This window comes from Microbacterium sp. SL62 (assembly GCF_026672635.1).
Lineage (GTDB): Bacteria > Actinomycetota > Actinomycetes > Actinomycetales > Microbacteriaceae > Microbacterium > Microbacterium testaceum_A.
On record NZ_JAPPRM010000001.1, the window covers coordinates 2,973,312 to 2,995,475 of the forward strand.

A 22,164-nucleotide genomic window follows, 5' to 3' on the forward strand; every position below is an offset into this window, starting at 1 on the left:
CGCCGCGCCGGGGTCCGGAGCGTGGTTCGGTTCCCCTTTAGAGATCGGAGAGGGCCCGCAGGATCCGAAACCCGGGATGCGAGTCCAGTGCGCGCTCCCGTGATGTCGTGCGGTAGTACTCGTTCCAGTAGCTGTGGATCCGCGCCTCCGTCAAGGCGAGATGAGCGGGATTGTCGGCGACGTAGCGACGGAGGTTGTCGCGGTCGACGAGGTGCATACTCGCGTCCAGCTCCGCGAGAATCTCGATGACGTAGTCGGACGCCAGGTCGACGATGTACGGAATCGTCCAGAGCGCGCCGGACTTCGCGAGCGGCCCCACGGACGCCTGCCTCACGAAACCGTTCGTAGAGTGAGAAGCGATGGCGGCGCAGATCGTCGAGCGGGTCTCTGCCCGCGCTCCCCTCGCACTGAGGCCGAGAAACCGACGCCGCGGAATGAAGCCGTGTCTTTTGGGCAGCAGAAGTTTCTCACCGTCGATAAGCACTGGGCCGGGCCTGTTGTCGACATGGATGCCATAGCTCATGCTGACGGTCATCCTCCGCGCCGTCGCCTCGACTTCTTCTCCGAGCTCGGAGGGAAAGCCGGAGCGTAGTTGAGCTCTGAGTGCCGCCGCTGATGGACCTGCTGCCGATCGTGATGCGTCTTTCACCTCTGACCTCTCTCCGTCGTATGTGCGGAGGGTGGAGCGACCGTCGGGCGCTCGCGGCGAGTCGAATCACTCCTCCCTCGCGAGGTCCTCGCCATCGAACCTTCGAGACGCGTTGAGATATTCTGTGTAAATTGCGAGCGCTCGAGGATCTCGGTCAATTACAGCTTCCCAGTGCCCGTCCTCTAATACCATTTCTGGATAGCCCCACTCCGCGATGGGCATCCAGTATAAATTTTCCGAGGGGTAGCCCAGGGATCGATATACCCACCACTCAGGTATCCGGGGGTTCTCTACCGAAAACTGAACTGCTGGAACAAAGCTAGGGTAAAAGGTGTCCGTGTGGATGAGATACTCTACAGAGTCCGTGGTGGACTGCATTCCAAGCACCGAGTAGGACCGACCCTCGGTTACCGGGAAAGTGGTTTGGTCATACGGTGCGAGTTCACGCCAAGTCGGAAGTAACACACGAGAAGTGCTGGTGCATCTCACCAACATATTTGTCCACTCCTGTCCGCCTGAATTGCAGGTCAGTTCTACTGATGGCGGCCTACGTGGGTATGCGGTCGCCTACTCGAATACGTGTCGCTTCACGAGGGGTCTCTGTCGTAATTCCGGGAATCCCCGTCGGTCAGGTCCTCTGCAGTGAAACCAGCTTGTCTCGCCCGCCGTCCAGTTCCCGTTCGCCCCATGTGAATGTCACCTCAAGCGTTCCAGGAGTTCGCGCGCACGTTCGAATACAGTTGCCGCCAGATTGAATGATCGTTGCCAGGGCCGCTCGGGCGAAGCGGGCTAAGAAAGTCCTCGAAAGTCATCGGCTTGTGGACCTGAGGTTCGAGGTCAAGCGGGAACCTCGACCAGATGAGCACTACGTCCCAATCGCGGTCGCCATAGAGGCACCACGACTCCGAGTCGCCGACGATAACGATGCCTTCGAACATATCCTCCGGAACGTTATATCTATTGAGAGGATTCACTCGATCGGCGCTCAGCGCCAATTCATACGATCGTTTGATGCTCTCTGCGCCAATGGCGAAAGCGGGGTAAACGCCGAAGTAGTCGAGCGCCTCGCCGCGCCCCCAACCCATTATCTCTATTCCGCCATCTCCACACTCTGACGCAATATACTGCAAAACTGACCCAAATCCTCGTGACAGAATCGTCAAGAAGTCGTATGTATAGGCGTACCCGCCGCCACGAAAGGGCCAAGCAGGCAGCACCGAGTTCACGTCACATAGGTCTGTCATCCGAGCGCGCATGGCGTCAAATTCATCCTGGCTGTGGGCGAAGATCACTTGATCATCCATGGTCACTCTCCCGGCAATCCGATTTTCACAAGCTGCCCCGATTTCGACGTGAAGTCAACACTCCAACCATCCCAACTGTTTGCTTCTTCTCGGGCTAACTACTTCTTAAAGTTATCCATGAATTCCTCAACACCCACATCTGTTCTAAATTTCGGATCGAACCGCACCCCAACCGGCCCCACTGTCCACACCAAAGTCTCATTGAGGGGCGCAAAGGGTCCGCTCAAGGTCACGAGCAAGGTGCCTGTGTCACAACACCAGTGGGAGACAGCCAGTTTCCGTTCGATATCTGCGCCTTGGATGACACTGTGAACTGTGGGTTCGGCCCCGTCAACTCGCTTGCGGAATCTCCGAAGTAGATAAAAATTAGACTGCCGTCGCCCATCTCGAATTCTTTGCCTTGAAAATCCAGCCCACTTGGACCCGTTCGAAGGGAAAAGGCTTCACGATTGTGCAGAGAAAAACTTCCGTAAGCGGACACCACCTCATCTTCCCCGTCCTCCGACAAACTGCTGCGATGGTGGACTGAAATATATCTGTAAGGCCCAATTTCAGACCCGCACCACACAAACTCCAGTCCGCCTCTACCCTCTGTCGCAAAAATTGGGAAAGCATTGTTCGAGCTCCATAGACAAGAGGTTAGAATACTTCCCAGACTGGCAATTGCAACGAGCGACGCCAACACGCGCATCCCATTACGAAGCATTTCGTTTCTTTCGACAAATTTGGTCATAGTTCCCCTCCTTCAATCCAGCTTCGAGTTCGAAATAATTCAGACGTCCGGCGTTCCCGGTGAGTGCCTGCGAAACTCCCGCGGCTCCTATGTAATAGACCCCAAACGAACCGCACCCCACCCGCCCATTATTCGAAATGATTGCAGTCGGCGTCGACGTGCCACCCGCCGCTCCGTAAGACTCTCTATGTCGAGGGGGACACAGTTGACCGCTGGCGATGTGAGCACCTCGCTGCAATCAGTCGTCCGCGGCGACGACAAGATTCAAGAGATTCCGGCCGGGGGAAATAGCAACGAACTCATGGAACCCGTCAACCCCGACCACGTCCCCCCACTCACGTCTCGCCAACGTGTTTAGCAAAGGAAGCTCCCATACATCGAAGCCAACGGGAACGACGCTCTCAACGAACGCTTCCAAGTCTGACGAGAACGACTCCGGCTGCGGCCCATGCAAATCCGCCCACATTCTTAGCCGTGTCAAAACCCGGTCCCTATCGATCGGATTGAATTTGGAGGCGCGTATCGCGTCTAGTTTGTAAGGCCCATGAATTCGCCCACCAGGATCAGCGGCGTCCGATCTAGGGACGTCATATCCGTGGTCGTACCAGGGGCTTGCGACAAGGCTGGCCAACACCTCAACAGCAGCTGCCGGCTCAACCACCTCAAACCTCCGCACATCGACCCAACGATAATCTCCGCGCGGGAACATCATTTCACTGCCGCCTAAGTAGCGCAGTCTCTCGGCCATGCTCTTTTGCTCCAATCATCGCTCAGCTCGTCTCAGTTTTAAGTTGCGCCATCTTGCGAAGTAGGGGCGTCTGGAAGAACGCGATCACCGTCCTAGACTTACCCGCCTATGTGAATCTTCAACTGCTTACCCTCTCCCGCAATTTTTATGTCGATGGTGGGGCCGACCGACTTGGAGGTAGGGCGCCAACCGATGCGCGTGCCGTCGGCGAGCAGAAAAGCGCTGCCGCCATTCCCCGGGTTCGCAACGGGTGACGCGCCAGCAGTCCAGTTTTCATAAATTCTCAACAGCTCATCCTCTGTGGAAACTTGCCGCACGTTTGGTTGCTTGCCGGCATCGAGCTTGCTCCAGGTCTCCAGCAGGGTCTCTCGCGATACCAGCGGAACCTTCGGCGGCACAACAACGTCGGGCGCTCGAGCGGCACCTCGCGCGGCGGCCGTCCCTGCTGAGATCAATGGGACCGCTGGTCTGATGGCTCGGTCAACGCCTTGAGTCCAGTCCCAGAGATTTTGGACCCACTGGTCTTGTTTGCGGATGTTCGCTTCGGCGTATGCGCGTCCGCATGCCTCGTTGATGGCGACCTGGCCCGGGCTCGTGCCCACCTTCATGTCTCTGCCGCAAGCGATGGTTGGCGGCGGCGTAGCTCTGACGGCGGGGCTGGGCTTCGTGTTGCACGTTGTGTAGGAGAAGACGCACCCGTTGCGACACGACCAGTCCGAAGCGGTGCACCCTGTCGTGGTTGCGACGTGGCGAAGTGCGGTCGTCTGTGCTGAGCGTGATGCGGGCTTTCGAACCGTCGACTTCACGCCGGGCCCGCGCGATGCCTTTTGAAGAGACGCGAGCGCTGGGATTGAGAAGCTCCCGACCGACGAGTTTCGCCGGTTCGCCAGGTTGAGGAAGCCCACGTTGTTCCTTCGCGCCTGACCGGCGACCGCCGCGGGACGGACTGACCGGGTGCCCTCGCTTACGCGCATGTGCACGAACCCGAACGCGTCTGCGTAGGTGACGGGCGAGTTCTCGACGTAGGCGTATCGGTTGAGGGATTGCGGGTCGTCTTGCTGGCCGCGCCAGGTGTCGGCTTGCAGCCAGGACCCGAGGGAGGGGTCGTAGTTTCTGGCGTAGTAGTCGCTCGTCCCGAGGGTGGCATCACTCGGTTGCCCGTCGTAGCCGACGGCACCCTTCCACCCGGTGGTGGCGTAGGACGTGTTCCCGAAGTCGCCGTAGGCGACGAGGTCGTCGAGCATTCCTCCGTTGGTGGCGGTGGCGGTGACATCACGGGCATCGCCCAGGAGCCAAGACACCCCCGTGGGACCGGACTGCACCAGCGCGTCCCCACCCGCATCTCGGAGAACGCTGGACGCCCTGTGACGGGAGCTACCACCCGCCATGGGAAGGAGCCCGTCCCACGCGCTGGTCGCGCGGTCGGTTCCGAACGCTTCGGTGTCGCTCGAGCGGACGCGCCGGTCGAGACCGTCGTAGACGTAGGACGTCTTCCGCCCCTCGCCCGCGGTGCCGGTAAGTCGTCCGGCGGGGTCGTGGGTGTAGGTGGTCCGCTCTCCACCCACGGTTGCCGAGGAGCGCGAACCGGCAGCGTCGTACTCGTAGCGCGCCCCGTCGGAGGTGGAGGTCACCCGTCCGGCGGCATCGAGGGTGGAGGTGACGGTGCGGCGCTCGCTGGTGGCGCTGGTGCGGTTGCCGGCCGCGTCGTACCCGTATCGGGTGGTCTCCCCTGAGTTCGTTTCGGATTCGATGAGGCGGGCGAGGTCGTCGTACCCGTACGACTGCGAGGCCGCGTCCGCCGCCCCATCGGGGGCGGTGATCGTGCGTGCTTTGGTGGCGACGGACCCGTCGGGGTTCCAGGTGTAGTCGTAACTCAGCGACGCACCCGCGGGCGCTGCGGGTGCCGGCGCGGGCAGGGTCCGCCGGTCCAGGTAGGCCGCGGTCTTGACGCACTCCTTCTTCGCCGCCCCCGCGACCGGCAGCGTCCGAGAGCCGAGATAGTCGTCGATGTTGCGGCATCCGTCGACCTGTGTCCGCAACGCCGAGACGGTGCTCGCCACAGCCGCGGTCTTCCCCTCGGTGGGCAGGGGGGTGGTGTGGGCGACACGGGTGACGTCTCCGATCGCGTCGTACGCGACCGACGTCGACACGCCGTTCGGCCGCTCGATTCCCGTACGCCGGCCGACCGCGTCGTAGGAGTAGTGGACCTCACCGTAAGGAGTGGTCTGCGTCGTCGCGCGCCCCGCAGCGTCGTACGCGAACCGCGTGACCGTGCCGTCGGGCAGGGTCGTGGCCGCGGTAAGACCGGTGGCGGTGTACTCGTGCGTGAGCTTCTGCCCGTTGGAGTCGAGCTGCTCGCGCATGCGGCCGACCTCGTCGTAGATCCACCCGGTCACCCCGGTGGGGTCGGTCATCGCGATGCGCCGCTGCTCAGCGTCGTATTCGAACGTGACATCCCCGTCAGTGCGGGTGAGAGTGGCGATTTCGCCGCGCGCGTCGTAGCGGTACGCGGCGATCAGACCGACCCCGTTCGACTCCCGCTGCACCCGCCCGGCGGCGTCGTACGCCGTTTCGGTCCTCTCGCCCGCGGGCCCCCTCTCGACGACGGGACGACCGGCCGCGTCGTACTCCCACCCCGTCGTGGCGCCGGTCGGTCCCGTCATCCCGGTCAAGAGGCCGGTGGCGCTGTAGGTGTATGTGGTCGTGACATTGGTGTCGCTGTCGGCGGGAGCTGCGGCATCCGCGGCTTCGGTAACGGTCGTCAGGTTGCCGACCGCGTCGTACGCGTATGTGGTCGTGACGCCGTTCGCGTTCGTCGCGCTCGTGCGGCGGCCGACGCGGTCGTAGGCGAACCTCTGCTCAGCACCGAGCGCATCGACGGTGCGCACCACCCGACCGACGGAGTCGTATTCGACGCGGGTCTCGGCCCCCAGCGGATCGGTCTCGACGACGACCCGACCCACCGCGTCGTAAGTGGTCCGTGTCACGGCCCCGAACGGGTCGGTGACGCTGGTCGTGCGACCGCCCGCGTCATACGTGAACATCGTCCGCCCGCCGTCGGCGTCGATGACCGCCGTGATCTGACCCGCGGCGTCGTACTCGTAGCGTTCGACGGAGCCCGCGGCATCCGTCATCGCGAGGACCTGGCCCGCCGCGTCGACTTCGAACAGCGTCGGGTTGCCGAGGCGGTCGATCGTGCCGACGAGGTTGCCGTCGACGTCGTAGACGAACTCGCTGGCATATCCGGCGGGGTCGGTGACCTTCGTCACCCGATCCAGTGCGTCGTACGCGTAGGCCGTCACCCCGCCGGCGGCGTCGGTCTCGGTCGCCACCCGTCCGACCTCGTCGTAGGTGACACTCGTCGAGACACCGGTCGGATCGGTGGTCTTCACCGTCCGTCCGAGCTCATCGAGGGCAAGAGAGGTCACCGCCCCGGCGGCATCGGTGACGGCGGTCGGGATGCCGGTGGCATCGACCTCCTGCTCCCAGCGGCCGCCGTTCGGGTCGACGACGCCGGTCTCGCGGTACGCCGTATCCAGCAGCAGGTGTGTCGTCGCGCCCTCGGGGTCGGTCGACGAGACGAGGTTGTCCTCGCGGTCGTACGCGTACCGGGTCTCGCCGCCGTCGGGAGCGATGGTTATCACCATGCGCAGCAGGGCGTCCCACTCGTACCGGGTCACGGCACCGGTGGCATCCGTCGCCGAGGTCAGGTTGTCGTTCCGGTCGTAGGTGAACGTGGTGCGCGCGCCCGTCGGGTCGACGGTCGCGACAATCCGGTCGCCCGCATCCCACTCCCACGTGGTGACAGCGCCGAGCGGATCGGTCACGGCTGTCAGCCTGTTGCTCGCGTCGTAGGCGTACGCGGTGCGCTGCCCCAGCGGATCGATGAGCGTGGTGAGGTTGCCGCAGGCGTCGTACTCGTACCGGGTCCTCGCCCCCGACGGTGCGATCGCCGCGGAGAGGTCGCCGCCCGGGGTGTACTCGTACCGCGTCGTCGTCCCATCGGGCCGGTCCTCGCCCGTGACGAGGCCACGCGCGTCGTAGGTGTACGCCCATGTGCGTCCGAGCGCGTCGGTTCGGGATGCCACCTGACCCGACGGGGTCGAGGTGTACCGGGTCTCGTGGCCCGCGGCATCCGTCTCGCTCGTCAGATTCCCCGCCGCGTCGTAGACGTACCGCGTGGTGCGTCCGGCCTCGTCGGTGTGCGCGGTGACGTCCCCGCGCGCGTCGAACTCCCACCGCGCGACCTGCCCGGCCGGGTTCTCGACGCTGGTGATGCGGTACCGGTAGTCGAAGCCGAAGACGCTCCGCCGGCCCTCGTTGTCGGTGTAGACGGTGCGGCCCGCCTCGTAGACGAAGCGCCGCTCGGTGCCCTCCGCGTCGCGCTGAGAGACCACCCGGCCCTGGTCGTCGTACACGTTGACGAGGTACGTCGAACCGGCCTGATCGGTGGCGGTGAGCATGCGATGCGCCGCGTCGTACGTGAACGAGCGGGTGCCGCCGGTCGCGTCGGTGATCGAGACGAGATCCCCCGCACCGTCGTACGCGAGGTGCCACATGCGCCCGTCCGGAAGGCGGAACGCCGTGACGCGCCCGACGCCATCGCTCTCCAGCGTCACCGTCTGCCCCGCGGCATCGGTCACCGAAGTCAGGGGCACGAACTGGTGCACGTTCGGGTCGGCGGCGCCGTAGGTGAGGGTGGTCGTGGCGCCGGACGCGTCGGTGTGACTGACGAGTTCTCCGATGCCCTCGATGTCGGCCGCATCGAACACCCACGACGCCCCCTCACGGTCGGCGAGGCGCAGACGCCCCGCCCCCGCCTCGACGAGGGTCAGGTCGGGATCGTCGACCGAGGTGTAACCGCCCGCCCCGTCCGGGGTGAAAACGTCCGACGCGCCGTCGCCGCGCACGGTCAGCACGGACCCGTCGGAGAAGCGCTGCGCCCGTGCGCCGAGGCTGAACGACCACCCCGCCCCCACCCGCGAAAGGCGACCGTCCTGCGCGTTGTAGACGAGGGTCGCCTCGATCGCCTGCGCACCCGGCCCGCTGAGCGCGAACAACGGGAACGACTCCACCAGGTTCCCGGTCGAAAACGACACCGGGTCGGCGCCGTAGATCTGGTGATTCTGATAGCCGAGGTTCCGCCAGCGGGCGAGCTCCGCCTGCGAGGGAGGAGAGGGCCACCCCCCGGTCGCCGGGTCGGAGCAGTCGAACCCCTGCGTTTCGAGGTAACCGCCGAGAGAGCGGAACGCCCCGTCGACGATGCTGCCGAACCCGTGATCGATCACCGGCCGGTCGAAGTTGTGGTCGAGGTACAGCGCCTCGACGTGCGCGTACGCGCCCGGCAGGTTCGCGTACTCCGCGAAAGGGAAGTTCCGAGTGGATGCCGCCCGCTTGGCCGGACGCCCGGTGTATGCGGGCATCTGGTCGACGAACGACTGCGCCAGAGCGTTGTCGCCGCCGCGTCCCCGCGAGAACGCCAGCGTCCCGCCCTCCCGCTCGGTGCCCCACGCGAAGCCGCGGAACGTGTTGAAACCGACGCCCACGGTCGCGTCGGGCTTCGCCGCCTCGGCCACCCGTGCCCGGGTGTCGCGCGAGACATAACGCACGCCCGCGGGTCGCGTCACGGTCACCCGAGCGAGGCACCGGTCCTCGAGCATCCCGCGCAGGCGGTCGACGAGATCCCAGTTGTACGGGAACTCCGACGCCGGCGCGGGCGTCTGCACCGACCCCTCGTCGTTGTCGGGGTCCAGCACGATCCGCGGACCGGGAGCGGGAACGAACGGGATGCCGATCACCACGAACTGGGACAGGTGATCCGACTCGCCCCGCACCGTGCCCGTCTCGGCGTCGAAGTACGACGGCAACAGTGACCACGGCTCACCCGGGTCGGAACGGGTGTAGATCTGCAGCGTCGCGGGATCAACCGCCGCCTCGGCGACCCGGGCCGCATCGACCGCGAGCGTCAGCGAGATACCGGGGGTGACGTTGTACACCGGGGGTCCGTCTGCAGACTCATCGTCAGGCACCTCGCGCAACTCCGCAGGGAACGAGGTGAGCCGCTCACCACCGGCATCCGTCGCCGTGATCTCGACCACATCCGACACGACGGCGCCGGCCGTCTCAGCCGCCGCGGTGCGCAACGCCATCGCCTCGTCGGCGGGTTGGCGGGCTTCGAGCGTGACGCGGCGGTCGACGTCGTGGCCGGAGAAGACCGCGCTCACACCGAGCTGGTCGACACGGAGGGTGGACGCGGCACCGGGGTCCAGAGTGGCCGAACCCGCCGGCGCCGGCGTCTCCGAATGCGGCTCCTTCACGCCCGCCGTCGATGCTGCGTCGGGCGACGCCGCCTGACGCACGCGCTCCAGCACCTCAGCCCGGGCCACGGCCGCGAGCTCCGCCGCGGTGGCGGGCGGCTCGGCCACCGCGCCGCCACCGAAGACCACCGTAGCCGTGACGACGGCCGCTACAGCGCGACGGATCACGCGCTCGTCCCCGTGCCCGCCCGGCGGCGACGCGTGCGCAGCGCGACCCCCACAGCCAGAGCAAGCGCCGCGGCGACGGCGACCCACAGCGCCACGACGCCGCCCGTCACGGCGAGATCGTTCACGCTCTTCACACAGGCGGCCAGCTCTGCGGCATCCGAGACACCGTTGGCGTCGTAATCCTCCGTCCCGTCAGCGCACGTGCGCGTGCCGCAGATGACGATCTCGACCCAGTCCCCGATCCGATCGCCGTCGGCGTCCTCCCTGGCGTTCGAGCAGGTGTCGGAGCCGCAGACGAGCCGCTCCGCGTAGTCGGGGATGCCGTCGTCGTCTCTGTCGGAAGTCGGCGAGGCGCACGTGGTGTCACCGCAGGCCGGAACCTCAGTGGCATCCGGGATCCCGTCACCATCGCGGTCCTTGACCCCCGTGGCGCATGTCGCCGACCCGCACACCACACGCTCGACAGCGTCGGGGATGGTGTCGCGATCAGCATCCGCCGACGCGGACGCGTGAGCCGGCGACGGCATCGCCGTCGCCACCACCGGCCCCACAGCCAAGGCGACCAGCAGAGCGGTCACGGCGGACAGCGAACGAAAAGGAGTAACGGAGCGCATCGGATCCTCTCGACGGAACGCAACTGAACGTTCCCTCTCCGAACCTGATGGCCCCGCCCAACGAACACCCGCCAGAACGGCGAATCACCCACTTTCGGTGACGGTGATTCACCCGGTTACCGCGCCTCCGCAGACCTCGCAACCCCCCGACGCCCCTCTGATGCCGCGCCTAACGTCTCTATCGACCGCCAGCGAAAGGAACGCGCATGTCCACCACCACCAAGGACGCCCCCACCAAGAACCGTCGCCGCCCCGCGCGCGGAGGCAGCGGTCCCGAGACCACCGACGAGCAGAACGCCGAACAGGGCTTCCAGGCGTCGGAGAAGCTGACCGACGCGCTCCAGGCCGTGCTGGTCGACCTCATCGAGCTGTCGATCCAGGGCAAGCAGGCCCACTGGAACGTCGTCGGCAAGAACTTCCGCGACACCCACCTGCAGCTCGACGAGATCATCGACGCCGCCCGTGAATTCGGCGACGAGATCGCCGAGCGCATGCGTGCCCTGCACGCTCTGCCCGACGGCCGCAGCGACACCGTCGCCGAGACCACGACACTGCCCGAGTTCCCCCAGGGCGAGGTCGACACCGCCGAGGTCATCGACCTCATCACCGAGCGCCTCGACGTCACCGTCGGCACGGTGCGCGACGTGCACGACGACGTCGACGACGAAGACCCCACGAGCGCCGACATCCTGCACGGCGTGCTCGAGCGCCTCGAGCAGCTGTCGTGGATGGTCAGTGCCGAGAACCGCGTCGCCCGCACCTCCTGACGACGCGACGAAGACACCGGATGCCGGGGCCTCAGGGCCTCGGCATCCGTCGTTCGCGGGCCCCCGGTTCCGACAGGGGCGGCCAGGGCGTCAGAGCCGCAGCACCTCGGTGACGCGCACGATCGCCGTGCCCTGCTCCTCGGAGGCGGCGAGGTCGACCTCGGCGCGGATGCGCCAGTCGTGGTCGCCGGCGGGGTCGTCGATGATCTGCTCGACGCGCCAGACGCCGTCAGAGGCCGACGACTCGTCGATGACGACGAGGGCCGAGGAGCGCGCCGCTCCCCCGGTGCCGATCTCGTCGTGCTCGTCGAAGTAGGCGTCGAGGGATGCGGGCCAGTCGATGTCGGGATCGAGTTCGACGAGCTCGTCGTCGCGCTGGAGAGCGGCCAGCTGCACGCGGCGGAACATCTCGTTGCGCACGAGCACGCCGAACGCGCGCCGGTTGGTGAGGATCGACGGCGGAGCGGGCGGAACCACCGGAGCCGTGGGATCGTCGGCCGGGTTGATCAGCTGCTCCCACTCGTCGACGAGACTCGAGTCGACCTGACGCACGACCTCGCCGAGCCACGCGATGAGATCGAGCAGGTCGGGGGTCTGCGCGTCGACCGGAACCGTCTGGCGGATCGCGCGGAACGCGTCGCTGAGGTAGCGCAGCACGAGGCCCTCGCTGCGCGCGAGCTGGTACAGCGAGACGTACTCGCCGAAAGAGCAGGCGCGCTCGTACATGTCGCGCACGACCGACTTCGGCGACAGCTCGAAGTCACGGATCCACGGCTGGCTCGAGGCGAACACCTCGTACGCCTGCGCGAGCAGCTCGTCGAGGGGCTTCGGCCAGGTGATCTCTTCGAGCAGCTCCATGCGCTCGTCGTACTCGATGCCGTCGCGCTTCATCGCCGCGACGGCTTCGCCGCGCGCGCGGAACTGCTGCTGCGACAGGATCGGGCGCGGGTCGTCGAGGGTCGACTCGATGACGCTGACGACGTCGAGCGCGTAGTGCCCGGTGCCGACCGAGGACGCCGGGGGCACGGCATCCGGCCCCCTCCCGAGCTCGACCTCGGGGTCGAGCATCTCGATCGCGGCGAGCGCGAACGGCGACAGCGGCTGATTGAGCGCGAAGTTCGGCTGCAGGTCGACGGTGAGCCGAATGCGTGAGGGGTCACGATCTGTCGCCTGAGCCCCCTCCGAAGCGACACTTCCTGACCCCTCACGCGAGGGCGGGACGACCTCGACCACGCCGGCCTGAACCAGGGTGCGGAAGATCGCGATCGCCCGGCGCGCGAGCTCGTACTGGCGGGCGCGCGGCTCGTGGTTGTCGAAGACGAGCGAGCGGACGTTGCCGAAGACGTCGCCCCCGCGGGCGATGACGTTGATGAGCATCGCGGCGCTCAGCTTCATCTGCGGCTGCAGCGGTTCGGGCTCGGCCGCGACGAGGCGGTCGTAGCTCTGCTCGGTCCAGTTGACGAAGCCCTGCGGCGCCTTTTTGCGCACGATCTTCTTCTGCTTCTTGAGGTCGTCGCCGGCCTTGAGGATCTGCGCGGCGTTCTCGATCTCGTGGTCGGGTGCCATGACGACGACGGTTCCGGCGGTGTCGTAGCCGGCCCGGCCCGCGCGCCCCGCGATCTGATGGAACTCGCGCGCCGAGAGCTGGCGCATGCGGGTGCCGTCGTACTTGGTGAGCGCCGTCATGAGCACGGTGCGGATCGGCACGTTGATGCCGACGCCCAGGGTGTCGGTGCCGCAGATGACACGCAGCAGCCCCCGCTGTGCAAGGGTCTCCACGAGCCTGCGATACCTCGGCAACATGCCGGCGTGGTGCACGCCGATGCCCGCACGCACGTAGCGCGACAGCGTCTTGCCGAAGCCGGTCGTGAAGCGGAAGCCGCCGATCGCCTCGGCGATCTCGTCGCGCTGCTCGCGGCCGATGATGCGGATCGACGACAGCGCCTGAGCGCGCTCCATGGCCGCGGCCTGCGAGAAGTGCACGACGTAGATCGGCGCCTGCTTCGTGTCGAGCAACTCCTGCACCGTCTCGTGCACGGGGGTGCGCGCGTACTCGAAGTGCAGCGGCACGGGGCGCTCGACGCCGGTCACCCGCGCGGTGGGCCGACCGGTGCGACGCGAGAGGTCGTCGGCGATGTCGGTGACATCCCCCAGGGTCGCCGACATGAGGATGAACTGCGCGCGCGTGAGCAGCAGCAGCGGCACCTGCCAGGCCCAGCCGCGGTCGGCCTCGCCGTAGTAGTGGAACTCGTCCATGACGACCTGGTCCACGTTCGCGTCGGCGCCTTGCCGCAGGGCGAGGTTCGCGAGGATCTCGGCGGTGCAGCAGATGATCGGGGCGTCGGAGTTGACCGACGAATCGCCCGTGACCATACCGACGTTCTCGGCGCCGAAGATGTCGACGAGGGCGAAGAACTTCTCGCTCACCAGCGCCTTGATCGGTGCGGTGTAGTACGTGCGTCCACCCCGGGAGAGGGATGCCGCGTGCGCGGCCACCGCGACGAGCGACTTGCCCGTGCCGGTCGGGGTCGACAGGATCACGTTCGCACCCGAGACGATCTCGATGACCGCCTCGTCCTGCGCGGGGTAGAGCGTGAGGCCGCGGGAGTTCGCCCACTCGACGAAGCCCAGGTACGCGGCATCCGGATCAGCGCCGACGGGAACGTGCTCGAGGAGGGGGGTCACTCCCCCAGCCTCTCATCCGCGGGGAGCCCCCGAACCCGCGGACGGGGCCGAACCTCCCGCCGGCGAGGCGGGCGTCGTCGTCGGGGCGCGTCAGCCGGGGGCGCGTCAGCCGCGGTCGCTGAAGACGCCGACGTTCTCGCCGTCGAACACGAACTGCATGCTCGTGCCGATCGGGAACCGCTGCACGAACGCGTCGGGCATGCCGTCGGCGACGACGAACTGCACGGTCGCCGGGAAGACGCCGGCTCCGCACCCTCCGTAGACGAAGTTGCCGCGGAATCCGCGGGTGTCGTCCGCACCCACCTCGTCGGCGTCGAGCAGGTAGAGGCAGGGGTTGCGGTTGTCGGTTGCGTCGGTGGGAGCCCGGCCCGTGAAGGCGGCGACGCCGTAGTAGTTCTCGTAGGCGCGCTCCGCGCCGGTGCGCTGGCCGAAGACCGGGGGGACCGCGGCGTCGGGAGCGGGCACGAGGGTGTCGACCTGCGGAGCGCCCGCCGCGGCGGTCACGGGGACGACCGTGAGGCTCGCCGCCGTCGCGGCGCTGGCGAGGGCGGCGACCACCGCGAGAGAGGCCGCCCAGATCCAGAGCCGCCGTTTCGATCCCACGAGGGCGGGGCGATCGCGCTCGCCGTCGTCGCCGTCTTCGTCCTCGTCGTCGCCGTCCTCATCGTCGTCGGGGGCGACGAGAGCGGCCCGTGAGCCCGCGGAGGTCAACGGCACGCGCGGCGCGGGTGGCAGGCGATCCTGCCGTTCGAGATCCTCGAGCTCGCGCAGCCGCGCGACGGCGGTCGCGTCGTCGGCGATGTCGGCGTGGGGACCGTACGCTCTCGCGCGGAGCAGTCGCAGCTCCTCGCGCACGTCATCGTCCATGTCCTGAATGGTTCCACACCTGCACGGCGTCCGGGGTCGTGCGCGGTGTATGCGTGGGAATAGATCGCGCTCTGTCGCGTTGCACCCGGTATGCGCTCCTTCGGCACACTCTCCTTCGGCCACTACGGCCCCCTCGGCGGCGGCCGCCAGCTCACCGCCGGCGACTCGATGCTCCAGGCGATCGACCTCGCCCAGGGCATGGACGACCTCGGGGTCAACGGCGTCTCGTTCCGCGTGCACCACTTCGCTCGCCAGCAGGCGGCCCCCATGCCTCTGCTCGCCGCCATCGCCGCCCGTACCTCGCGCATCGAGGTCGGCACCGGCGTCATCGACATGCGGTACGAGAACCCGCTCATGCTCGCCGAAGAGGCGGCATCCGTCGACCTCATCAGCGGCAACCGACTCGCCCTCGGCGTGAGCCGTGGGTCACCCGAGACGGTCGTCCGTGGCTACGAGGCGTTCGGATACACCGGCTCCGAAGATCCGCGCGGCGGCGACATCGCCCGCGAGCACTTCGACCTGTTCCTGCGCGCGATCGACGGCGAGGGGCTCGCCGAGCGCGACCCCCTGAGCCCCTTCGGTGGAGGCACCGGTCTTCAGCGCATCGAGCCGCACTCCCCGGGCCTGCGCACGCGCATCTGGTGGGGCGCGGGCACCACGGCGACTGCCGAATGGGCCGGACGCCTCGGCGTGAACCTCATGTCGTCGACCCTGCTCACCGAGGCCGACGGAACGCCGTTCGACCTCCTGCAGGCCCAGCAGCTCGACGCCTTCCGCGCCGCGTGGCGCGAGGCGGGTCACGAGGGCGAACCGCGCACCTCGGTGAGCCGCAGCATCTTCCCGATCGTGACGGCCGAGGACGAGATGTACTTCGGCGGCTCAGCCGGCAGCGACCAGATCGGCGTGATCGACGGCATGCGCTCGACCTTCGGCAAAACGTACGCGGCCACCCCCGACAAGCTCGTCGAGCAGCTGCAGAACGACGCCGCGGTGATGAGTGCCGACACGCTCATGCTCACGATCCCCTCGCAGATGGGTGTGGAGTTCAACCTGCGCCTGGTCGAGAACTTCGCGAAGCACGTCGCTCCCGCCCTCGGCTGGCAGTCGACGCTCGCGACGGTCTGAGCGAACCTCGAACGGACCCGGATGCCGATCACCTCGGCATCCGGGTCCGTTCGGCGTTTCGGGGAGACGCGACCGTCGTCGTCGCGCGTGGGACACCGCCGGCGGCTCGTACGGTAGGCGGGTGAGCGTCGTCATCCGCACCGCAAGCTTCCCCCACGACGCAGGATCGGTCTCCGCGCTCGTCGGCGACTATCTGCGACGGACCGAGGCCGAGAAGGCGGAGCACGGACTCGTCGATCCGCGCGCCGCGATGCCCGCCCGTTACATCCGTGAGATCGACGACCCCGCTACCGTCTTCGCCGACCGCCGCGTGCTGGTCGCCGCGGTCGACGGTGTCGACTGCGGAGTGCTGGCGGTCGGATCCTCCGGAGGCGTGACCGAGATCTCCCGGTTCTGGGTGACCCCCGGCGCCCGCGGACACGGGGTCGGGTCGGCGCTGCTCACGGCCGCGCTACGCGGAGCGACGCGGCCGGTGCACCTCTCGGTGTGGGAGTGGCGCGAGCCCGCCCTGCGGATGTACCGCACCGCGGGCTTCGGGATCGTCCCGCCGTGGGATGAGCGACCGGGGCTCGTGTGCCTCGAGCTGCGATGAGGTGAACCGCACCGGCACTCCCAGGCCGGGCTCGTCAGCGCGCGGTGTCGGTGACCGTGACGCGCGCGACCGGGATCACCGGTAGCCCGTCAGCCCGTGCGAGCGGGCGATCGTCTGCGACACGAGGTACTCGCCCCACGCCACCGCGTACGCGCCGAGAGCAGCCCACACCCACGCGGAGGGCAGGATGCCGATGAGCCCGAGCAGCGCCGCGATCGTCAGCACGACGACGACAGCCAGCACCGGCACGATCGCGCGGGCGCCGATGACACCCGCGGAGGTACGCCAGATCACCAGCAACGCTCCCGCCGTCGCGACGAGGAGGATGACGGGGGTGAACCACGGCCCCAGGGCGCCCATGGTGATCGCGGCGCCGACACCGGCGGTCGTGAGCGAAGCGGTGCGGAGGGCGCGGATCCTCGTCGGGGAGGGCGAAGCGGCGATGGGATGCTCCTTCGAAGGGGCGGAAAGCGCGGAGGGACCCGACGCCGTCAGCGAAGGCGGACGAGATCGGCGTTTCCAGCGTACCCACGCCGCGATATGACTCCGCCGGGCGTTCGTGTCTACGGTGGGCGGGTGGGTATCTCTCTGACGCGCGCCGCCCTGTCCGAGCCGGACGACCGGGCCGCGCTGACGGCATTCCTCACCGCGAACACGTTCCCGTTCCACATGCGCACGCGTCCGACCGCGGAGCAGGTCGGTGAGGCCATCCGGGCGGGTGCATGGGAGGGCGACGACATCCAGACCTTCTGGATAGACGACGAGAAGGACGGTCGCGTCGGCGTGCTCCGTCTCGACGATCTCGACGACGCCACGGCGATGGTCGATCTGCGCCTCGCCGATGCTGCCCGGGGTCGCGGGCACGGTTCCGCCGCGCTCCGGATCGCCACCGACCTCGTCTTCTCCCGGCACCCCGCGGTCATCCGCCTCGAGGGCCAGACCCGCGAGGACAACGTCGCGATGCGGCGGGTCTTCGAACGCTGCGGATGGGTGTTCGAGGCGTACTACCGCGACGGCTGGCCCGTCGAGGGCGGTGAGCCCGTGGCATCCGTCGCCTACAGCGTCCTGCGTCGCGACTGGGCGAGCGGGATCACAACGCCGGTACCGCGCGGCCCCGAGGTGACCCTCACCGGAGAGCTGCGGTGCGCTGACGACGATCAGGCGGACCGCGTGCGCGCCCACCTGGACGAGCACCTCGCCCTCACCCGGGCCGAGCCGGGGTGCCTCTCGTTCGACGTCACCCCGACCGAGACCGACGGCGTCTGGCGGGTATCGGAGCGCTTCCTCGACGAGGCCGCGTTCGACGCCCACCAGCGCCGTGTCGCGTCGAGCACGTGGGGACGCGAGACCGCGGGGATCCAGCGCTCCTATGTCATCCGCGGGAGGGCTCTGGATGCCGATGCCCTCATCGCCGCGGCCTGGGCCGCCGAAGAGATACTCCTTCACCCGGCCGTGCGCGTGCATGGGGGAGAGCTCGAGCGGTTTCTCGACCCCGACTTCGTGGAGATCGGTCAGTCCGGTCGCCGATGGACGCGGGACGAGATCATCGCCGCACTTCGAGAAGAACCGGGGGCCGACGCTTCGCCCGCCATCGAAGAGCGAGCCGCACGGGTGCTCGGACCCACCACCGTCCTGCTCACCTATCTGCTGAGATTCGAGGACCGTGTCAGCCGCCGGTCGTCCCTCTGGCGGTGCGACCCCGCACCGCGGTGCCTGTTCCACCAGGGGACGCCGGTCGGCTGACGCCTCACCCCATGGTCGGGTAGCCGGTGTGCTCGACGGGCGCGGTGTCGGGGTGGACGTTGCGGAACGCGGCGAGGTCGCGCACGTTCTTCTGCACCGCCACGACGGCGAACAGGCTCATGGCAAATCCAATGCCGTAGAACCCCTTTTCCGACAGGAGGAGTTCGGCGTTCCAGAGCCCGACGGACATGAGGGCGAGGGCGACGAGCAACATTCCCCACGCGACGCCGAGGTAGGCGCCGGTGACCGGGATGTCTTCGGCGCGGTCGCGCACCGCCTTCTGCACCGAGATGGCGGCGAACAGTCCGAGGAGGAACACCGAGAGGTAGAAGCCCTTCTCGGCGAGCGTCATGTGCGCGTTGTACAGGCCGATGAAGTACACCGAGGCCCCCAGCCCCAGCGCCACCCACGAGGCCCCCACGAACGCTCCGGTCGGGCGACCGAGCATCTGCTGCGTGTAAATATCCGTCATCTTTCCCACCCCTTCGTCGGGTCCCCTGACGGGGACATATGCCGTGGCCGAGAAGCTAGCGGAAGGTTCATGCCGAAAACGCCATGCCGGCGCGAGCGAGCGCGGCGCGATGCTCGACGGGTGCGCCCCCGTCGACGCCGATACGGCGCGCCACCTCTTCGCCGAAGCACCGGGGTGGGAGCGCCTGCTCACCGACCCGGTCACGGGCGTGGTCCTCGGGGTCGACCGTTACCGTCCGACTCCGGCGATGCGTCGCTTCGTGCGCCTCCGCGACGTGCACTGCCGCTTTCCCGGATGCCGTCAGCCCGCCCGCCGCTGTGAGATCGACCACAATCTCGACCACGCGAGGGGCGGCCCGACGACGCTGTGCAACCTCGCGTGCCTGTGCAAGCGTCACCACGTCCTCAAGACCGAGACGCCCTGGACGGCCGCCCCGCAATCCGACGGCAGCATCGTGTGGACGAGCCCGCTCGGGCGCCGCACCACCGACCCACCCGAACGTCGGGTCGCCTTCGCGCTCGACCCCGATCCTCACCCCGACCCCGACCCGCCGCCGTTCTGAGCACGTTCGCGCCCTCCGCCAGCCATCGCCGCTCCCTCCGCCGAGCGCGAACACCCTCGCCCCGCCCCCGCTTCGGGTGGTTGGCTGACCCGCATGAGACGCATCCTCATCCTCGGCGGAACCGCGTGGCTCGGCCGCGCCATCGCGGCGCACGCGGTCGCACAGGGCGCCGAGGTCACGTGCCTCGCCCGCGGCGAATCCGGCGACGCGGCGCACGGCGCCCGGCTGATCCGCGCCGACCGGGCAGCGCCCGGCGCCTACGACGAAGTCCGACACGAGTGGGACCAGGTCGTCGAGCTCTCGTGGGACCCGGGGCTCGTGGCATCCGCCCTCGATGCCCTCGCCGACCGGGCGGCGCACTGGACGCTCGTCTCGAGCGTCTCGGTGTATTCCCGCTCCGACATGCCGTTCGCCGACGAGACGGCGGAACTCGTGGAGCCGACCGATCTCGGACAGTACGCGGATGCTAAGGTGCACGCCGAACGGATCACCTCGGCCCGGCGCGGCGACCAGGCGCTCCTGGCGCGGGCCGGGCTCATCGTGGGGCCGGGCGACCCCACCGATCGCTTCGGCTACTGGCCCGCACGCTACGCCCGCGGCGGGCGGGTCCTCGCGCCCGAGGCGACCGGTCGTCACGTCCAAGCGATCGACGTGGACGACCTCGCCGCGTGGATCGACCTCACCGGCCGCACGGGCATCACGGGTCCGGTCAACGCGGTCGGCGAGGAGCTCCCCCTCGCAGCCGTGCTCGCGGCGGCCCGCGACGCGGCCGCTCACGACGCACCGGGAACGCCGACCGAGACTGTCACCCTCGACGACGACACCCTCACCGCGCGGGGCGTCGCCTACTGGGCTGGGCCGCGCTCGCTGCCTCTTTGGCTGCCCGAGAACGCGGGAGGCTTCGCGCGCCGCAGCGACGCCGCTTTCGTGGCATGCGGAGGGCGTCGCCGCTCTCTCGCCGAGACGATGCGCCGCACGCTCGACGACGAGCGCGAACGCGGACTGGACCGCCCCCGCCGAGCGGGACTCACCCCCGCCGAAGAGGCGGAGGTCCTCAGCGCCTAGCGTCCGTTGCGGTCGGCCGCGGAACGGGGAGGCGCCGACGACACCTCGAGCTTGTCGAGGCCGCGCAGCGAGGTCCAGATGAGCTCCTCACCCTTGGCGGCGTGCTGCGAAGCCCGCACCGCACGCTCGTCGGCCCACGAGTTGAGCACGTGGCCCGAGTGCCCGCGCACGTGCTCGAGCACGACGTCGGGGAGCCCGGCGGCCCGCCGAGCGTCGCGCGCCGCGATCAGCGCTTCGAGGATGCCCTGGTTGGCGACCGGCTTCTTCGCGCTAGTGACCCAGCCGCGACGGCGGTGGCCGTCCATCCAGGTCGAGTACGTGTCGATCGCGTACTTCGAGTCGGCCTGCACGACAAGTTCACGCACGTCGGAGTGATCGGTGATGGCGTACAGCAGGCCGAGCAGCTCGCCGATGTTGTTGGTGCCCTCGGGGATGGACCCTGCCGCCCAGTGTCCGTCTTCGCCGACCCAGGCCCAGCCGGCGGGGCCAGGATTGCCCTTGCACGCGCCGTCTGTGGCGACGACGTAGCGGTCGGAGGACGCGGGCGATTCGGTACTGCTCATCCCTCTAGTCTCCCCCGGAGCGCTGCACGCGAACGACGACGCCCCCGCCGACGGTGCGAATCACCGGCGGCGAGGGCGGGGTCGACGACGTCAGTTGCGGCCGCTCTCGGCCTTCTTCTGACCGGCCTCGAGCACGTCGCCCGCGGGCAGCTCCTGGTGCCCGCCGAACTGCAGGCGCATCGCCGAGAGCACCTGGTTGGCGAAGTGGTCCTCGCCGCGCGAGGCGAAGCGCTCGAACAGCGACGCCGCCAGCACGGGCACGGGCACGCCCGTGTCGACGGCGGCCTTGACCGTCCAGCGCCCCTCGCCCGAGTCCGACACGCGACCGGCGAGGCCGTCGAGGGTCGGGTTCTGCGCGAGGGCGGCGGCGGTGAGGTCGAGCAGCCACGACGAGATGACCGAGCCGCGGCGCCAGAGCTCCGTGACCCGGGCGGTGTCGATGTCGAACTGGTAGAACTCCGGCTCTTCGAGCGGCGCGACCTCGGCGGAGTGCTCGCCCTGGTGCAGCCCCGCGTCGGCGTTGTTCAGCACGTTGAGGCCCTCGGCGAGGGCGGCCATGATGCCGTACTCGATGCCGTTGTGGACCATCTTCACGAAGTGACCGCTGCCGGAGGGGCCGCAGTGCAGGTAGCCGCGCTCCTCGGTCGTGTAGTCGCCGGTGCGCCCGGGCGTGCGCTCGACCTCTCCCGGTCCGGGCGCGATCGTGCGCAGGACGGGCTCGAGGTGCGCGACGGCCTCGTCGTGGCCGCCGACCATCAGGCAGTACCCGCGCTCGAGACCGAACACGCCACCGCTGGTACCCACGTCGACGTAGTGGATGCCGCTGTCGTCGAGCTTCTTCGCCCGGCGCACGTCGTCGCGGTAATTCGAGTTGCCGCCATCGATGATGATGTCGCCCGGCTCGAGCACCTCGGCGACCTCGTCGACGACCTTTCCGGTGAGACCGGCGGGGATCATGAGCCAGACGGCGCGGGGCTTCTGCAGCTTCGATGCGAGGTCCGCGATGCTCGTCGCCCCGGTCGCCCCCTCCGCGACCAGGGAGGCCACGGCATCCTGGTTCACGTCGAACACGACGCAGTCGTGACCGTCTCTCATGAGTCTGCGGACGATGTTGGCGCCCATTCGTCCGAGTCCGACCATGGCGAGTTGCATTGGTTCCCCGTTCGTCGTGGATCACGGACCGCGGCACG

Annotated in this window: 19 protein-coding genes; 6 read left to right on the forward strand and 13 right to left on the reverse strand. The window is 68.2% G+C overall.

The genetic code is table 11. From position 1 onward, the window contains the following. Nucleotides 1–37: 37 nt before the first annotated feature. The 7 genes from OVA26_RS14250 to OVA26_RS14280 form a co-directional block, all read right to left on the reverse strand. Nucleotides 38–535, reverse strand: a complete 498-nt coding sequence (locus tag OVA26_RS14250; protein WP_268104541.1) for a hypothetical protein — start codon at nucleotides 533–535, stop codon at nucleotides 38–40. A gap of 180 nt (nucleotides 536–715) precedes the next feature. Next, complete coding sequence (locus tag OVA26_RS14255; protein ID WP_268104542.1) at nucleotides 716–1,027, reverse strand: hypothetical protein; 312 nt, start codon at nucleotides 1,025–1,027, stop codon at nucleotides 716–718. A 323-nt stretch (nucleotides 1,028–1,350) separates the two neighbouring features. Beyond that, complete coding sequence (locus OVA26_RS14260; protein ID WP_268104543.1) at nucleotides 1,351–1,953, reverse strand: hypothetical protein; 603 nt, start codon at nucleotides 1,951–1,953, stop codon at nucleotides 1,351–1,353. 229 nt (nucleotides 1,954–2,182) lie between these two features. Beyond that, nucleotides 2,183–2,686, reverse strand: coding sequence for a hypothetical protein (locus OVA26_RS14265; RefSeq protein ID WP_268104544.1), 504 nt, complete (start codon nucleotides 2,684–2,686; stop codon nucleotides 2,183–2,185). 238 nt (nucleotides 2,687–2,924) lie between these two features. Beyond that, nucleotides 2,925–3,434: a hypothetical protein gene (locus OVA26_RS14270; RefSeq protein ID WP_268104545.1), complete on the reverse strand. Its 510-nt coding sequence runs from the start codon at nucleotides 3,432–3,434 to the stop codon at nucleotides 2,925–2,927. 98 nt (nucleotides 3,435–3,532) lie between these two features. Next, nucleotides 3,533–9,919: an RHS repeat-associated core domain-containing protein gene (locus OVA26_RS14275; protein WP_268104546.1), complete on the reverse strand. Its 6,387-nt coding sequence runs from the start codon at nucleotides 9,917–9,919 to the stop codon at nucleotides 3,533–3,535. Then, nucleotides 9,916–10,497 carry a hypothetical protein gene (locus OVA26_RS14280; protein WP_268104547.1) on the reverse strand — a complete coding sequence of 194 codons (582 nt, stop codon included), beginning with the start codon at nucleotides 10,495–10,497 and terminating at the stop codon, nucleotides 9,916–9,918. Before OVA26_RS14280 ends, OVA26_RS14275 begins: the two co-directional genes overlap by 4 nt. A gap of 242 nt (nucleotides 10,498–10,739) precedes the next feature. Here OVA26_RS14280 and OVA26_RS14285 point away from each other — a divergent pair, with 242 nt between their 5' ends. Continuing rightward, nucleotides 10,740–11,300 (forward strand): Dps family protein, encoded by a 561-nt coding sequence (locus tag OVA26_RS14285; protein WP_056230174.1) that lies wholly within the window; start codon nucleotides 10,740–10,742, stop codon nucleotides 11,298–11,300. Nucleotides 11,301–11,390: 90 nt separating this feature from the next. On the opposite strand, the gene OVA26_RS14290 is transcribed toward OVA26_RS14285, so the two are convergent. Both OVA26_RS14290 and OVA26_RS14295 read right to left on the reverse strand, forming a co-directional pair. After that, nucleotides 11,391–13,985, reverse strand: coding sequence for a DEAD/DEAH box helicase (locus OVA26_RS14290; protein WP_268104548.1), 2,595 nt, complete (start codon nucleotides 13,983–13,985; stop codon nucleotides 11,391–11,393). Nucleotides 13,986–14,090: 105 nt separating this feature from the next. Then, a complete protein-coding gene (locus OVA26_RS14295) occupies nucleotides 14,091–14,852 on the reverse strand; it encodes a hypothetical protein (RefSeq protein ID WP_268104550.1) in 762 nt (253 codons plus the stop codon). Nucleotides 14,853–14,942: 90 nt separating this feature from the next. Between OVA26_RS14295 and OVA26_RS14300 the strand changes: the two genes are divergently transcribed. Then, nucleotides 14,943–15,977, forward strand: a complete 1,035-nt coding sequence (locus OVA26_RS14300; protein ID WP_056230183.1) for an LLM class flavin-dependent oxidoreductase — start codon at nucleotides 14,943–14,945, stop codon at nucleotides 15,975–15,977. Nucleotides 15,978–16,098: 121 nt separating this feature from the next. Next, entirely contained in the window at nucleotides 16,099–16,569 is a 471-nt protein-coding gene (locus OVA26_RS14305; RefSeq protein WP_268104551.1) for a GNAT family N-acetyltransferase, read from the forward strand. 75 nt (nucleotides 16,570–16,644) lie between these two features. On the opposite strand, the gene OVA26_RS14310 is transcribed toward OVA26_RS14305, so the two are convergent. Continuing rightward, entirely contained in the window at nucleotides 16,645–16,929 is a 285-nt protein-coding gene (locus tag OVA26_RS14310) for a hypothetical protein (RefSeq protein WP_268104552.1), read from the reverse strand. 216 nt (nucleotides 16,930–17,145) lie between these two features. On the opposite strand from OVA26_RS14310, the gene OVA26_RS17375 reads away from it, so the two are divergent. Beyond that, nucleotides 17,146–18,312 (forward strand): GNAT family N-acetyltransferase, encoded by a 1,167-nt coding sequence (locus OVA26_RS17375; RefSeq protein ID WP_326493370.1) that lies wholly within the window; start codon nucleotides 17,146–17,148, stop codon nucleotides 18,310–18,312. 4 nt (nucleotides 18,313–18,316) lie between these two features. Here OVA26_RS17375 and yiaA read toward each other — a convergent pair whose 3' ends face one another. Further along, a complete protein-coding gene (yiaA, locus tag OVA26_RS14325) occupies nucleotides 18,317–18,784 on the reverse strand; it encodes an inner membrane protein YiaA (RefSeq protein WP_268104554.1) in 468 nt (155 codons plus the stop codon). 109 nt (nucleotides 18,785–18,893) lie between these two features. On the opposite strand from yiaA, the gene OVA26_RS14330 reads away from it, so the two are divergent. Both OVA26_RS14330 and OVA26_RS14335 read left to right on the forward strand, forming a co-directional pair. After that, on the forward strand, nucleotides 18,894–19,346 hold the full coding sequence (locus tag OVA26_RS14330; protein ID WP_268104556.1) for an HNH endonuclease signature motif containing protein: 453 nt from the start codon (nucleotides 18,894–18,896) through the stop codon (nucleotides 19,344–19,346). 93 nt (nucleotides 19,347–19,439) lie between these two features. Next, on the forward strand, nucleotides 19,440–20,411 hold the full coding sequence (locus tag OVA26_RS14335) for an NAD-dependent epimerase/dehydratase family protein (RefSeq protein WP_268104557.1): 972 nt from the start codon (nucleotides 19,440–19,442) through the stop codon (nucleotides 20,409–20,411). Here OVA26_RS14335 and OVA26_RS14340 read toward each other — a convergent pair. Next, entirely contained in the window at nucleotides 20,408–20,974 is a 567-nt protein-coding gene (locus tag OVA26_RS14340; protein WP_268104558.1) for a ribonuclease H family protein, read from the reverse strand. The two genes, OVA26_RS14335 and OVA26_RS14340, sit on opposite strands and share 4 nt — an antisense overlap. A 90-nt stretch (nucleotides 20,975–21,064) precedes the next feature. Then, nucleotides 21,065–22,126: a phosphogluconate dehydrogenase (NAD(+)-dependent, decarboxylating) gene (gnd, locus tag OVA26_RS14345; protein WP_074695606.1), complete on the reverse strand. Its 1,062-nt coding sequence runs from the start codon at nucleotides 22,124–22,126 to the stop codon at nucleotides 21,065–21,067. Between the last annotated feature and the right edge of the window lie 38 nt (nucleotides 22,127–22,164).